Annotated in this window: 13 protein-coding genes; 8 read left to right on the forward strand and 5 right to left on the reverse strand. The window is 71.8% G+C overall.

The features are described from left to right. Positions 1-22: 22 nt before the first annotated feature. A complete protein-coding gene (locus tag AC1Q49_RS03510; protein ID WP_492490958.1) occupies positions 23-2,743 on the reverse strand; it encodes a molybdopterin-dependent oxidoreductase in 2,721 nt (906 codons plus the stop codon). Further along, a complete protein-coding gene (locus tag AC1Q49_RS03515; RefSeq protein WP_492490960.1) occupies positions 2,740-3,543 on the reverse strand; it encodes an FAD binding domain-containing protein in 804 nt (267 codons plus the stop codon). Before AC1Q49_RS03515 ends, AC1Q49_RS03510 begins: the two co-directional genes overlap by 4 nt. Before the next feature lie 146 nt (positions 3,544-3,689). On the opposite strand from AC1Q49_RS03515, the gene AC1Q49_RS03520 reads away from it, so the two are divergent. The 7 genes from AC1Q49_RS03520 (at position 3,690) to add (ending at position 10,053) form a co-directional block, all read left to right on the forward strand. Further along, positions 3,690-4,769, forward strand: coding sequence for an XdhC family protein (locus AC1Q49_RS03520; RefSeq protein WP_492490961.1), 1,080 nt, complete (start codon positions 3,690-3,692; stop codon positions 4,767-4,769). Continuing rightward, entirely contained in the window at positions 4,766-5,329 is a 564-nt protein-coding gene (locus AC1Q49_RS03525) for a nucleotidyltransferase family protein (RefSeq protein ID WP_492490962.1), read from the forward strand. The genes AC1Q49_RS03520 and AC1Q49_RS03525 overlap by 4 nt, the downstream gene beginning before the upstream one ends. Positions 5,330-5,454: 125 nt before the next feature. Beyond that, entirely contained in the window at positions 5,455-6,528 is a 1,074-nt protein-coding gene (locus tag AC1Q49_RS03530; RefSeq protein ID WP_101305302.1) for an ABC transporter substrate-binding protein, read from the forward strand. 58 nt (positions 6,529-6,586) lie between these two features. Then, a complete protein-coding gene (locus AC1Q49_RS03535) occupies positions 6,587-7,375 on the forward strand; it encodes an ABC transporter ATP-binding protein (protein ID WP_492491054.1) in 789 nt (262 codons plus the stop codon). After that, entirely contained in the window at positions 7,365-8,201 is an 837-nt protein-coding gene (locus AC1Q49_RS03540; RefSeq protein WP_492490964.1) for an ABC transporter permease, read from the forward strand. The genes AC1Q49_RS03535 and AC1Q49_RS03540 overlap by 11 nt, the downstream gene beginning before the upstream one ends. Beyond that, entirely contained in the window at positions 8,198-8,998 is an 801-nt protein-coding gene (locus AC1Q49_RS03545) for an ABC transporter permease (protein ID WP_492490965.1), read from the forward strand. Before AC1Q49_RS03540 ends, AC1Q49_RS03545 begins: the two co-directional genes overlap by 4 nt. Before the next feature lie 23 nt (positions 8,999-9,021). Continuing rightward, complete coding sequence (add, locus tag AC1Q49_RS03550) at positions 9,022-10,053, forward strand: adenosine deaminase (RefSeq protein ID WP_492490966.1); 1,032 nt, start codon at positions 9,022-9,024, stop codon at positions 10,051-10,053. 11 nt (positions 10,054-10,064) lie between these two features. Here the strand turns inward: add and AC1Q49_RS03555 are convergent, their stop codons facing one another. The 3 genes from AC1Q49_RS03555 to purS form a co-directional block, all read right to left on the reverse strand. Beyond that, on the reverse strand, positions 10,065-10,661 hold the full coding sequence (locus AC1Q49_RS03555; protein WP_240191153.1) for a nucleoside deaminase: 597 nt from the start codon (positions 10,659-10,661) through the stop codon (positions 10,065-10,067). A gap of 82 nt (positions 10,662-10,743) precedes the next feature. Then, complete coding sequence (purQ, locus tag AC1Q49_RS03560) at positions 10,744-11,451, reverse strand: phosphoribosylformylglycinamidine synthase subunit PurQ (protein WP_492490968.1); 708 nt, start codon at positions 11,449-11,451, stop codon at positions 10,744-10,746. Next, entirely contained in the window at positions 11,448-11,693 is a 246-nt protein-coding gene (gene purS, locus AC1Q49_RS03565; RefSeq protein ID WP_060960766.1) for a phosphoribosylformylglycinamidine synthase subunit PurS, read from the reverse strand. Before purS ends, purQ begins: the two co-directional genes overlap by 4 nt. A gap of 342 nt (positions 11,694-12,035) precedes the next feature. Between purS and AC1Q49_RS03570 the strand changes: the two genes are divergently transcribed. Then, positions 12,036-13,310, forward strand: a complete 1,275-nt coding sequence (locus AC1Q49_RS03570; RefSeq protein ID WP_060960765.1) for an ABC transporter substrate-binding protein — start codon at positions 12,036-12,038, stop codon at positions 13,308-13,310. The last annotated feature ends 28 nt before the right edge of the window (positions 13,311-13,338 follow it).

Below are 13,338 nucleotides of genomic sequence, written 5' to 3' on the forward strand. Positions count from 1 at the left end.
ACCCAGCCCCACCCCGACCGGGTCAGGAGTCGCGGTGCGGCGACGCCAGGCGCCAGACGCGGTCGCGGCGGAACGGCTGGACGTACGGGCGGGCGCCGAGCGCGCGGGCGATCGCGTTGCCGATCGCGGGCGCGACCGGGTTGTACGGCGACTCGCTCATCGACTTCGCCCCGAAGGGTCCGAGCTCGTCGGCGGTGTCGGCGAAGTAGACCTCGGTCTCGGGTACGTCGCCGAACTGGGGCACGCGGTAGAGCCGGAAGACCGGGGTGACGACCTTGCCCTCGTCGACCATGACTTCCTCGTAGAGCGCGCTGCCGATCCCCTGTGCGACGCCGCCCTCGATCTGGCCGCGGCACTGCGCGGGGTTCATCACGAATCCGGCATCCGCCGACTGGATCGACTGGAGGATGCGGACGACGCCCGTCCGCGGATCGACCGCGACGCGCACGGCGTGCACGTTGAAGGCGAGCGAGCGCTGCTCGCCGGCCTCGCTGCCGTCGGCCGAGATCTCGCCGTCCGCCGTCAGCTCGGCGAAAGACACCACTCGTGCGGGTGTGTATACGCCGTCGGGCATGAGTCGGGCGTGGGTGGCATCCGTGCCGGTCAGTGCCGCCGCGTCGTCGCGCAGTCGCGCCGCCAGGGCGAGGCACGCGGCGTGCAGCGCCTTGCCGGCGACGGTGATGCCGGCGGACGCGAATGCGCCGGTGTCGTGCGCGACCGCGTCGGTGTCGGCGTGCCACAGGGCGATCCGGGCGGGGTCGGCGGCGAGGTCGGTCGCGGCGATCTGGCGGAGCACGGTCGTCGTGCCGTTGCCGAACTCCGCCGTCCCGGCGCGCACCAGGTAGGTGCCGTCGGCGCGCAGCGTCGCGCTCGTGTGCGCGATGTGGCCGAAAGGCGCCATCGTGGCGATCATCGCGGCGGCGACGCCCTCGCCGACGAGCCAGCCCGCGGGCGCCTCGGCCCCGTTGCCGCGCCGCAGCGCCGACTCGGCGAGGTCGAGGCACTGGTCGAACCCATAGCTGCCCCAGACGAGGTCGTCGTGCTCCGGATCGTCCTCCGGTGTCACCGCATTGCGGCGCCGCAGCTCGAACGGGTCGATACCGAGCCGCTCGGACAGCATGTCCATGGCCGACTCCACGCCGAGCACGATCTGCCCGAGCCCGTAGCCGCGGAAGGCGCCGGAGGGGACGTTGTTCGTGTAGACGACCTCGGCGTCCAGTCGCTTGAGCGGCACCCGGTAGATCGTCGTAGACTCGGCGAGCGAGTGGAACATCACGCCGCGGGAATGGTTGCCGTAGGCGCCCGTGTCGCTCAGCACGTCGATCGCCATGGCTGTGAGCCGGCCCTCGTCGTCGGCGCCCAGCGTGACGCTCACTCGCATCGGATGCCGCACGGCGGCGCGTTGGAACTCGTCCGCGCGCGTGAACTCGAACGCGACCGGCCGGCCCGTGCGCAGCACCGCGAGGGCGACGAGGTCTTCGGTGAACAGCTCCTGCTTGCCGCCGAAGCCCCCGCCCAGGCGCGCGGCGTGCACCCGGACGCGGTCGCGGTCGAGCCCGAGGATGCGGGCGAGCTCGTCGCGCGTGAGGAACGGCACCTGCGTGGAGGAGCGGATGACGAGGCGACCCTCGTCATCGATCCAGCCGATCGACCCGTGGGTCTCGAGCTGCGCGTGGCTCACGCGCGAGGTCTGCCAGGTGCCGCTGACGGTCACGGCGCTCGCGCGGAGGGCCGCGGTGACGTCGGGGCCGGAGTGCACGCTCGCGATGACGTTGCGTCCCGCCTCGTCGACGCGGTCGTCGGGCGTGCGCTCGGGGTGCAGCAGCGGGGCGCCGGGTCGTCGCGCCTCGTCGGGATCGAACACGGCGGGCAGCGGCGCGTAGTCGACGCGGACGAGCCGGCACGCCTCGTCGGCGGCCTCGGCGGTCTCGGCGACCACCGCGGCGACCCGCTGGCCGATGTGGCGGACGACGTCGTCGAGCATGCGCGTGTCGTCGGGGTCGTCGGTGCGGTGCTCGTGCCGACCCGTGGAGTAGCGCACGTCGGGCACGTCCCGGTGCGTCAGGACGGCCACGACGCCCGGAACGGCGCGAGCCGCGGAGACGTCGATCCCGGTGATCCGCGCGTGGGCGTGCGGGCTCGTGACCAGCCGCAGCACCAGCGCGTCGGTCGCCGGATGGCCGGGCTCGAGGTCGAAGGTGAAGGGCTCGCGTCCCTGCGTCAGTCGCGGCCCGGCCTCCGGCGGAACCGAGCGCCCCACGACCGGCGCCTCCGGCGGAGCGACGACCCGCTCGCGGCGCGACGGTCCGGTCTCGCGGACGGCCGTCATGATCGCCTCGCGGATCGGACGGTAGCCGGTGCAGCGGCAGAGATTGCCCTTCATGCGTCGGTCGAGGTCGTCGAGATCGGACGCGCACAGGGTGGAGGCCGTCACGCTCATGCCCGGCGTGCAGAACCCGCACTGGAAGCCGAAACCGGAGGCGAGCGCCTCCTGCACGGGGTGCAGCTCGTCGCCGGGTGCGAGCCCCGCCGCCGTCGTGACGGCGCGTCCCTCGACCCGGACCGCGGGGATGAGGCAGGAGTGCACCGGCTCGCCGTCCAGCAGCACCGTGCAGGCGCCGCAGTCGCCGGCGTCGCAGCCCTTCTTGACCTGCGTGTGCCCCGTCTCGCGCAGCAGCGTGCGCAGGCACTGGCCGGGGCGGGGGTCGGCATCCCTCTCGGCGCCGTCGACGGTCCACCTCATGTCAGCTCCCTCCGGATCTCCTCGGCGAGCACGGCGCTGACACCGCGGCGCCAGTCCGCCGACCCGAGGGGGTCGGTGTAGTAGCCCGCGGCGCCGTGGACCGCCGCGGCGAGGACCGCGGCATCCGGCACGGCGGGGAAGCGCAGCACGGTCGGGCGCCACGTGGCCGCCGTGACGGTGAAGACGCTCGTGCCGTCGGGGTCGACGCGGCCCGTGACGACGGCACCCGAGCGCCCGTGCTCGGCGAGGGCGATCTTGCGCAGCGCGGCGCGCGAGCGCAGCGCGGCGGCCGGCAGGCGGATGCTGCGCAGCACCTCACCGGGAGCGAGCGCCGTCGTCCCGTTGCCGGTGACCAGCTCCGCGACCGGCAGCTCGCGATCGCCCGCCCCGCTCAAGATCTCGGCGACACCGTCGAGGGCGACGCACAGCGACACCATCGCGCCGGCGGCGAAGGCCCGGCAGACGTTCCCGCCGACGGTGGCGGTGTTCCAGATCTTGAACGAGGCGAGGAGGGCATTCGCGGCATCCGGGATCAGGGATGCGGCGGTCCATTCGATCGGCGCCTCCGCGGCGAAGGCCACGAGACGCGCGATCGTGCAGGTGGCTCCGATGCGCAGGCCGTCCGCGGCGACCTCGATGTCGGGCCAGTCCATCCCGGTCAGATCGACGAAGCCGGTCACCGCCGGCTGCGGCTCGCTCATCAGCCACGTGCCGCCCGCGATGACGACCTCTCCGGGCGCGAGCACGAGGTCGTCGCGGGTGTGCGCGAGGCGGAACGCGCGGACGGTGGTGATGTCCATGGTGCTGCTCCGTTACTCGTTCGATGGGTGCGCGGCGCGTTCGCCTGCGCGGGCCCGATGGTGATCGAGTGAAACAGAGCGCCGTTTCGCCCGTGTTTCACGCGCCCGCAACAGGCCCGCAACGAGCGGTGGTTAGCGTGGCGGCCATGCGCGAGATCCTGTCCCCGGCGGCCCGATGGGTGCGCGAGGGGCGAGCGTTCGCGATCGCCACGGTCGTCGGCACGTCGGGCAGCGCGCCGCGTCCGGTCGGCTCGAGCATGATCGTCTCGGCGGCCGGGGTGTTCGGCAACGTGTCCGGGGGCTGCGTCGAGGGCGCCGTCTACGAGCGCGCTCTGGAGGCGATCGCGACCGGTGACGCCTCGGTCGAGACCTTCGGCTACAGCGACGGCGAGGGCCTCGCGATCGGCCTGACCTGCGGCGGGGCGGTGGACGTCCTCGTGCGCCCGGTTCCGCCGGCCGGTGCGGCGGCGGCGCAGCTGGCGCTGCTGGCCGAACGGGATGCCCGCGGCATCCCGACCCGGTTCCGTCTCGTCACGTCGGGGCCGCTCACCGGCGCGGGATTCGTCATCGAGGCCGGTGACGATGACGGCGATGCCGGTACGGATGCCGACGCGGTCGTCGTCGAGGTCGGCGCGCGGCCACGGCTCATCGTGGTCGGCGCCGTCGAGTTCGCCGTCGCGCTCGCCCGGCTGGGCGCCGCCCTCGGCCACCGCGTCGTGGTCGTCGACCCGCGGGAGGTCTTCGCGAGCGTCGACCGCTTCCCGGGAGCCGAGGTCGTGGTCGACTGGCCCGACCGCTACCTCGCGACGCAGAGTCTCGAAGGCCCGACCGCGATCTGCGTGCTCAGCCACGACCCGCGCCTCGACGTTCCCGCGCTGCGCGTCGCGCTCGCCTCCGGTGCCGACTACGTCGGCGCGATGGGCAGCCGGCGCACGCACCACGACCGGATGCGGCGGCTGCGCGAGGCCGGTGTCGGCGACCGCGATCTCGCGCGCCTGCGCTCTCCGATCGGCCTCGACCTCGGCGCCGTCTCGGCCGACGAGACGGCGCTGTCGATCCTGGCCGAGATCGTCGCCGACCGTCACGGCGGATCGGGAGCTGCGCTGTCGACCCTCGCCGGTGCGATCCACGGCGGCACCGCCCCGGCGCCGCCGACGCGCGAGCGGCCCGCAGCGCCGCGCGCGGTGATCTGCGCGGTGCCGCGGGCTCCGATGGCGCGTCTGTGACCGTCTGCGCCATCGTGCTCGCGGCGGGTGCGGGCACCCGCTTCGGCGGGCCGAAGGCGCTCGCGCGCGACGCCGCGGGCGAGCCGTGGCTGGCCCGCGCGGTGCGGACGCTCCGGGCCGCCGGGTGCGACCCGGTGCTCGTCGTGCTGGGCGCCGCGGCCGACGACGCCGCCGTCCACGTGCCCCGCGAGGCCGTCGTCGTCCGCGCCCCGCGGTGGCGCGAGGGGCTGTCGGCCTCCGTCCGGGCCGGCCTCGACGCGGCCGCCGGGACCGCCGCCGCGGCCGCGCTGCTGGTGCCGGTCGACGTCCCGGAGCTCCCGGCATCCGCCTGCCGTCGGGTGATGCGGGATGCCGGGCCGAGCAGTCTCCGCCGGGCGCGCTACGCCGGCGCTCCCGGGCATCCCGTGCTCATCGGCCGTGACCACTGGGGCCCGCTGGGGGCGTCGCTGCGTGCCGACCGCGGCGCCGGCGGCTACCTGCGCGCGCACGGCGCGGAGGCGGTGGAGTGCGCCGACCTCTGGCACGGGCGCGATGTCGACCGTCGTCCGACGGAGGCGTAACCGCCCCGAAACAGACCCCCGATGTCCGCGAAACGTGCATCTCCTAGCGTCGCTTGCAGTCGCGCCGGTGGCGCACGAGGTCCTCGCCCCGAAGAGAACCGTCAAGAACACGGAGATCACAGCACATGAGCATCCTTTCCTCGCGACGCGCTCGCCGCGCCGCCGCCGCCCTTGCGGGCACCGCCCTCGCCGTCGCCGCCCTCGTCGGCTGCTCCTCCTCGTCGGCGTCGTCGTCCGACCCGTCCGCGTCGGCCGCGGCCGACTACGGCGACCTGACGGTGCAGCTGAGCTGGATCAAGAACGAGGAGTTCGCCGGCGAGTACATCGCCGACAGCAAGGGGTACTACAAGGAGGCCGGGTTCTCCTCGGTGAACCTCGTCCCCGGTCCGTCCACCGGTGTGGCGGAGCTCGCCAGCGGCACGGCCACGGTCGCCCTCAGCGACTCGGTGTCGGTCGGCGCGGCCGTCGCGAACGAGGGGGCGCCGGTCAAGATCATCGGCGCGACGTTCCAGAAGAACCCCTTCACGATCCTCTCGCTCAAGAGCGGCGGCAACATCTCGACCCCCGCCGACCTGAAGGGCAAGAAGATCGGCGTGCAGGACTCCAACGCGTCGCTGTTCAAGGCGCTGCTGAGCGCGAACGGCATCGACCCCTCCGAGCTGACGATCGTCCCGGTCCAGTACGACCCGGCACCGCTGGTCAACGGCGAGGTCGACGGCTTCGTCGCGTACCTCACGAACGAGGCGATCACGCTGGAGATGAAGGGCATCGCGACCACCAACCTCCCGTTCGCCGAGAACGGCCTCCCCTTCGTCGCGGAGACCGTCGCGGCGACGGACGACACCATCGCCAACAAGCGCGAGATGCTCAAGGCGTTCCTCAAGGCCGAGATCCGCGGCTGGAAGGATGCGCTCGCCGACCCGCAGGAGGGTGCCGACCTGGCCATGTCGACGTACGGCGCCGACCTCGGGCTCGACCCCGCCAAGACGCTCGCCGGATCGAAGGCGCAGAACGAGCTCGTCGTCTCGGACGAGACCGTTGCCAACGGCCTGTTCACCATCTCCGACAAGCTCCAGAGCATGACGATCGAGAGCCTCGCCGGCGCCGGCATCACGCTCAAGGCATCCGACCTGTTCGACCTCAGCCTCCTCTCTGAGGTCTACGCCGAGGACCCGAGCCTCGTCGCGTACGCGGGCTGAGGCCGGGGACGACGGAGCTTTCGTGACCGACACGGCCACCCGGACCGGTGCCCAGGCGATGAGCCCGGGCACCGGTCTGCAGATCACCGCACTCAACAAGACCTTCACGGTCGGTCGCACGCAGGTGGTGGCGCTGCAGGATGCCGATCTGCACACCGATCAGGGATCGTTCCTGTCGCTGCTCGGGCCGTCCGGTTGCGGCAAGTCCACGATCCTGCGCATCCTCGCGGGGCTGGAGGAGCCCACGAGCGGAACGACGCGCGTCGACGGCAAGAGCCCGAAGGAGCTGCGCAAGGCGGGGGAGCTGGGCATCGCGTTCCAGGACTCGGCGCTGCTGCCCTGGCGCAGCGCGCAGTCCAACATCCAGCTCCCGTTCGAGGTGGCGGGCCGTCCCGTCGACCGCGACTACGTGCGCGAGATGATCGAGCTGGTCGGGCTCAAGGGCTTCGAGAAGGCGAAGCCGGCGCAGCTGTCGGGCGGCATGCGTCAGCGCGTGTCGATCGCGCGCTCGCTCATCATGAAGCCGTCGGTGCTGCTGTTCGACGAGCCCTTCGGCGCCCTCGACGACATGACGCGGCAGAAGCTGAACCTCGAGCTCCTGCGCATCTGGACCGAGAAGCCGGCGACCACCCTCATGGTGACGCACGGCATCTCCGAGGCGATCTTCCTCTCCGATCAGGTGGCGGTGATGAGCCCGCGTCCGGGTCGCGTCAAGGAGGTCATGGAGATCGACCTGCCGCGTCCGCGGCTGCCCGAGATGATGCGCACGCCGGAGTTCCACGCCTACGTCGACCGGGCATCCGAGCTGCTGTTCGGCGCGGGAGGCGCCGCGGCCGATGACCACTGACCAGGCGATGACGCGCGGCCTCACCCGCCGCGCCGTCCGCCTCCCGGCCTGGCTCACGGGCGTGCTGGGCGGCGTCGGGATCATCCTGCTGTGGTGGGTGCTCGCCGCCACCGTGTTCGCGCGCGTCGGCCCGGGCGGGGTCCAGGCCATCCCCACCCCGCCGCAGGTCGTCGCCGAGATCGTGGACAGCGGATGGTCGTACTTCGCCCGCAACTTCTCCGTCACGATCAGTGAGGCGGGAACCGGGTATCTGTGGGGCAACGGCCTCGCGCTGCTGCTCTCCGCCCTCGTGCTCGTGGTGCCGCGCCTGGAGGGCGTGGTGATGCAGCTCGCGATCATCACCTACTGCATCCCGATCGTCGCGATCGGCATGCTGCTCGTGGTCATCATCCCGGTGCCCAAGCCGGGCGAGCCGTCGGGGACGGCATCCTTCCTCGCCGCCCTCGCGGTCTTCTTCACGACCGTCGTCGGCGCGCTGCTCGGCCTCAAGGCCGCCGACCGGGCCAGCCTCGACGTGGTCGCCGTCTACGGCGGATCGCGGCTGACGCAGCTGCGGAAGATCCGGCTGATCGCGGCGCTGCCGTCCGTGCTCAACGCTTTGCAGATCGCCGTGCCGGCGGCCTTCCTCGGTGCCGTGCTCGGCGAGTTCTTCGGCAAGGTGGAGCTCGGTGTGGGGCCGGCGATGATCGCCGCGCAGCAGGCGCTCGACGCCCCACGGGTCTGGGCGCTCGCCCTCGTCTCCGGCGCCGTCGCCCTGGTCGGCTACGCGCTGCTCGGCGTCGTGGCCCGCCTCGTGGCGCCCTGGGCGAAGGGAGCCCGCCGATGAGCGGCACGGCCGTATTGCGCGCGTTGGGGTCGAGCGTGCTCACCCTCGTGCTGACGGTCGTGACCGTGCTCGTGCTGTGGGCCGGTGCGCTGTGGGCGTTCCGGGTGAGCCCGTACGTCGGCAAGGGACCGCTCGACGTGTGGAACTACCTCTTCACCGTTCCCGCCGCGGAGGCCAACCGCGCCACCGTCTTCGGCCAGCTGTGGGTGTCGCTCGGCCACGCCGCGATCGGCTTCGTCGCCGGGCTGCTCGTGGCGATCCTGGTCGCCGCGCTGTTCCAGCTGAGCGCGGGTGTCGAGCACGCCCTGATGCCGCTCGCGATGCTGCTGCGATCGGTGCCGCTGATCGCGATGGCTCCCGTCATCATCTTGATCTTCGCCCGCGACTTCGCGACGATCGCGGTGCTCGGCGGCATCGTCGTGCTCTTTCCCGCCCTCGTCACGATCGCCTTCGGCCTGAAGTCCGCGCCGGCGCACATGAACGACCTCGTCGAGGTCTACGGCGGATCGTCGTGGACGACGCTGCGCAAGGTCGCGCTGCCCAGTGCGCTGCCCTCGCTGCTCGCGGCGGTGCGCATCTCGGTGCCCGGTGCCATCACCGGGGCGCTGCTGGCCGAGTGGCTCGCCGTCGGCGGCGGCATCGGCGGCGCGTTCGGCGGCTACATCGCCGCCGCGCAGTTCTCCGCTCTGTGGTCGTCGGTCGCGGTGATCACCGTCGCGGCGCTGCTGCTGTACAACCTCGTCCATATCCTGGAGGCGGTCCTCCTCGCCCGCATGGGCATGTCCGACCGCGCCTGATCCCCCGCCCCGAAAGGTCCACGATGTCCGACCTCGCCGAGTTCGCCTTCGGCCTGCCCAAAGCAGAGCTCCACCTCCACCTCGAAGGCACGCTCGAGCCCGAGCTGAAGTTCGCGCTCGCCGAACGCAACGGCATCCGCCTCGCCGAGACGAGCGTCGCCGAGGTGCGCGCCACCTACGACTTCACCGACCTGACGAGCTTCCTCGCCGTCTACTACCCGGCGATGGAGGTGCTGCAGACGGCGGACGACTTCCACGACCTGGCCTGGGCCTACCTGCTGCGCGCGAAGGAGCAGGGCGTCGTCCACGCCGAGATGTTCTTCGACCCGCAGGCGCATACCAGCCGCGGCGTGCCCTTCTCCGACGTCATCGGCGGCTACCGCCGCGCCGCCGTGCGGGCTCAGGACGAGCTGGGCATCTCCGCCGAGCTGATCCTCTGCTTCCTGCGCGACTTCTCCGCCGAGTTCGCCATGGCGACCCTCATGGAGGCGCTCCCCTACAAGCAGTGGATCGTGGGCGTCGGGCTCGACTCCGACGAGCGCGACAACCCGCCGTCGAAGTTCGCCGCCGTCTTCGCGAGGGCGAAGGCCGAGGGCTTCTTCCTGACGATGCACTGCGACATCGACCAGGTCGGCTCGATCGACAACATCCGCGAGGTGCTCCGCGACATCCGCGTCGACCGCATCGACCACGGCACCAACATCGTCGAGGACCCCGAGCTCATCGCGCTCGCGAAGGAGCGCGGCCTCGGCTTCACGTGCTGTCCCGTGTCGAACTCGTTCGTGACCGCCCAGATGAAGGCCGACGAGATCGTGACGCTGCTGCGCGAGGGCGTGCGCGTGACGATCAACTCCGACGACCCGGCCTACTTCGGCGCGTACGTCGCGGAGAACTACGTCGCGCTCGCGCAGCAGGCGGGGCTCACCGAGGCCGACCTCGCCCAGCTGGCGATCAACTCCTTCGAGGCGTCCTGGCTGACCCCGGCGCGCCGCGCCGCGTTCGTCGCCGCGGTCCAGGAGTACGCGGCCGAACGTGGTGTGAGCCTGCCGCGCTGACGGCGCGCGGGTCAGACCTCGACGGCGCCGCGGGCGTTGTAGACCACCGCGTCGCTCGCGCCGTAGGCCCGGTAGACGGCGACGGCGTCGTCGTAGCCGACGCCGGTGCGCACCCGGATGCCGCGCCGCTCGAACTGCGCGGCCCAGTCGTCGACCATCGGGCCCTCGTCGAAGCCGGTGAGCTCCTCCAGGAGGTCGCCCTCGCCCGCGACGACGAGAGAGCGCACACCGCTCCACATCGTGGCCCCGTAGCACTGCACGCACGGGCGCCAGTTGACCACGAGCGTCAGGCGGGCGCCGCCCGCGCCGAGGTCCCACCGTCCGAGGGCGCGCTGGGCGAGCGCGAGCGCCATGACCTCGGCGTGGGCCGAGGTGACGCCGGATTCGAGCACGACGTTGACGCCGACGGACACCAGCGCGCCCGTCGACTCGTCGACCACGATCGCGGCGAAGGGGCCGCCGTTGCCCGCGCGCCAGTTGCGGTCGGCGAGCTCGTTCACCAGGCGCATCTGCTCCTCGGCCGAGGGCAGAGCCGTCGGCAGGGCGTCCAGGTCGGCGATGAGCCAGCCGGGCAGGGAGGCCGTGTAGGAGGTCGCGAGTGCCGTCATGCCGCGACGATATCGCCGCCATGTTTCGGCCAGGCTACGACCCGGCGAGGGGCGCGACCGCAGGGGCGCCCGCGTCGCGGATTTACGCGGCGGCGCCCACCACGGCGGCGATCGCCGACGTGAAGAAGGCCAGACCGTCCACACCGGAGCGCATGGCCTCGGGGGTGTCGGGGCCGAAGCCGGGCTCCACCGCATGCTCGGGGTGCGGCATGAGCCCCACCACGTTGCCGCGCGCGTTGGTGAGACCGGCGATGTCGTCGAGCGAGCCGTTGGGGTTCACGCCGAGGTAGCGGAAGGCGACGAGCCCCTCGCCCTCGATCCGCTCGAGCGTCTCGGTGGAGCAGATGTACCCGCCGTCGGCGTTCTTCAGCGGGATCGTGATCTCCTGGCCGGCCTCGAACTGCGAGGTCCAGGCGGTCGTCGCGTTCTCGACGCGCAGGCGCTGGTCGCGACGGATGAACTGCTGGTGGGCGTTGCGGATGAGCCCGCCGGGCAGCAGGTGCGCCTCGACGAGCATCTGGAAGCCGTTGCAGATGCCGAGGACGGGCATGCCCTGCGCCGCGGCATCCTTCACCTCGGACATGATCGGCGCGAGTGCGGCGATCGCGCCCGCGCGCAGGTAGTCGCCGTAGCTGAAGCCGCCCGGGAGCACGAGGGCGTCGACGCCCTCGAGGTCGTGCGAGCCGTGCCACAGGGCGACGGGCTCGGCGCCGGCGAGGCGGATCGCGCGGTGCGCGTCGCCGTCGTCGAGCGAGCCCGGGAAGGTGATGACCCCGATGCGGGCGGTCACTCGACGACCTCGATGCCCACGACGTCCTCGATCACCGCGTTCGACAGGATGTCGGCGGCGAGGGTGCGCACGGTCTCCAGGGTCTTCTCGTCGGCGACGTCGACGGTCAGCTCGAAGCGCTTGCCGATCCGGACGGACGAGAAGCCCTCGACGCCGAGGCGGTCCAGGGCGCCGGCCACGGCCTTGCCCTGCGGGTCCAGCAGCTCGGCCTTGGGCATGACGTCGACGACGATGGTGGGCATTCGGTCCTCCTGTGGGCCGCGCACGGCCGCGGCTTCCGGTCGCCCCGCGATCGCGGATGCCGGTGGGCCGGCGCACCGCGGATCGAGGGAGGGGTCGGCACCAGTCTACGGGCGCGCGCGGCCTTCGCGGAGCCGACCGGGAGGGCGGCCGCGGCCGGATTGTCACGGCTGCCGTTACACAACCGTGATGCACTCATGGGAGCGCTCCCTTGTGTTCCTGGGAGCGATCCCATAACGTCGTCGCTGTCCGGTGAGAGCGCTCCCATTCCCACATCGATGCGATGGCGCGGGAGGGCGGGAACGCGAACACGCACCTGCAACACATCCACAAAGGAGTGACACGTGAACACACGCGCACTGCGGCGCATCGGCCTCGTGGCCGGCGCCCTGACCACCTCCGCCCTCGTGCTCGCCGGCTGTGCCGGCGGCAGCGGCACGGCGGCGACGGCCGATCCCAACGAGAAGGTCACGCTGACCGTGGCGACCTTCAACGACTTCGGATACTCGGACGCCCTGTTCGCCGAGTACACGAAGGAGCACCCGAACGTCACGATCGTCCACAACAAGGCAGCGACGAGCAACGACGCACGCGCCAACTACTTCCAGAAGCTCGGCAAGACCGGCCTGGCCGACATCGAGGCCATCGAGGTCGACTGGCTGCCCGAGGTCATGAAGTACTCCGACCTGCTCGCGCCGGTCCCCACCGACCTGAAGAGCCGCTGGCTCGACTGGAAGGTCAAGGCCGCCACCGACGCGCAGGGCAACCTCATCGGCTACGGCACCGACATCGGGCCGGAGGGCGTCTGCTACCGCTCCGACCTGTTCGCCGCCGCCGGCCTGCCGACCGACCGCGAGGAGGTCGCGAAGCTGCTGACCGGCGACTGGAAGACCTACTTCGACACCGGCGCGAAGTACACCGCCGCGACCGGCAAGGCGTTCTTCGACTCCGCCGGCGGCACGTACCAGGGCATGGTCAACCAGATCGAGGCCGCGTACGAGAACCCCTCGGACGGCAAGATCGACATCGACCCGAAGGTCGAGACCATTTACAACCAGGTGCTCGACGCCTCCGCGACGCAGTCCGCGCACCTCAGCCAGTGGTCCGACGACTGGATGGCGGGCCTGTCCAACGGCTCGTTCGCCACGATGCTCTGCCCGGGCTGGATGCTCGGCGTCATCTCCGGCAACGCCAAGGACGTCAAGGGCTGGGACATCGCCAACGTCTTCCCCGGCGGCGGCGGCAACTGGGGCGGCTCGTACCTGACCGTTCCCGCCAACGGCAAGAACGTCGCGGCCGCGCAGCAGCTCGCCGACTGGCTCACCAGCCCCGACACGCAGCTCAAGGCGTTCGAGGCGGCCGGCACGTTCCCGAGCCAGGTCGACGCGATGAAGTCCGACACCCTGCTGAGCTCGAAGAACGAGTTCTTCAACAACGCTCCGGTCGGCCAGATCCTCACCGACCGTGCCAACGCGGTGACGGTCTCGCCCTTCAAGGGACAGTTCTACTTCCAGATCAACGACGCGATGCAGAAGGCTCTGACCCGCGTCGAAGAGGGAACGCAGGACAAGGCGGCCTCGTGGGCCCAGTGGCAGACGGAAGTCGCCGCCATCAAGTAATCCCCTTCACCGGTCGTTGAGCGAGGAT

The sequence above is a fragment of the Microbacterium sp. MPR-TSA4 genome, assembly GCF_058792815.1.

Coding starts and splice junctions, on each gene's coding strand:
- purS (WP_060960766.1), bottom strand. CDS start 11,693: ATGCCCACCATCGTCGTCGACGTCATGCCCAAGGCCGAGCTGCTGGAC.
- add (WP_492490966.1), top strand. CDS start 9,022: ATGTCCGACCTCGCCGAGTTCGCCTTCGGCCTGCCCAAAGCAGAGCTC.
- AC1Q49_RS03530 (WP_101305302.1), top strand. CDS start 5,455: ATGAGCATCCTTTCCTCGCGACGCGCTCGCCGCGCCGCCGCCGCCCTT.
- AC1Q49_RS03545 (WP_492490965.1), top strand. CDS start 8,198: ATGAGCGGCACGGCCGTATTGCGCGCGTTGGGGTCGAGCGTGCTCACC.
- AC1Q49_RS03535 (WP_492491054.1), top strand. CDS start 6,587: ATGAGCCCGGGCACCGGTCTGCAGATCACCGCACTCAACAAGACCTTC.
- AC1Q49_RS03555 (WP_240191153.1), bottom strand. CDS start 10,661: ATGACGGCACTCGCGACCTCCTACACGGCCTCCCTGCCCGGCTGGCTC.
- AC1Q49_RS03510 (WP_492490958.1), bottom strand. CDS start 2,743: ATGAGGTGGACCGTCGACGGCGCCGAGAGGGATGCCGACCCCCGCCCC.
- AC1Q49_RS03540 (WP_492490964.1), top strand. CDS start 7,365: ATGACCACTGACCAGGCGATGACGCGCGGCCTCACCCGCCGCGCCGTC.
- AC1Q49_RS03515 (WP_492490960.1), bottom strand. CDS start 3,543: ATGGACATCACCACCGTCCGCGCGTTCCGCCTCGCGCACACCCGCGAC.
- AC1Q49_RS03520 (WP_492490961.1), top strand. CDS start 3,690: ATGCGCGAGATCCTGTCCCCGGCGGCCCGATGGGTGCGCGAGGGGCGA.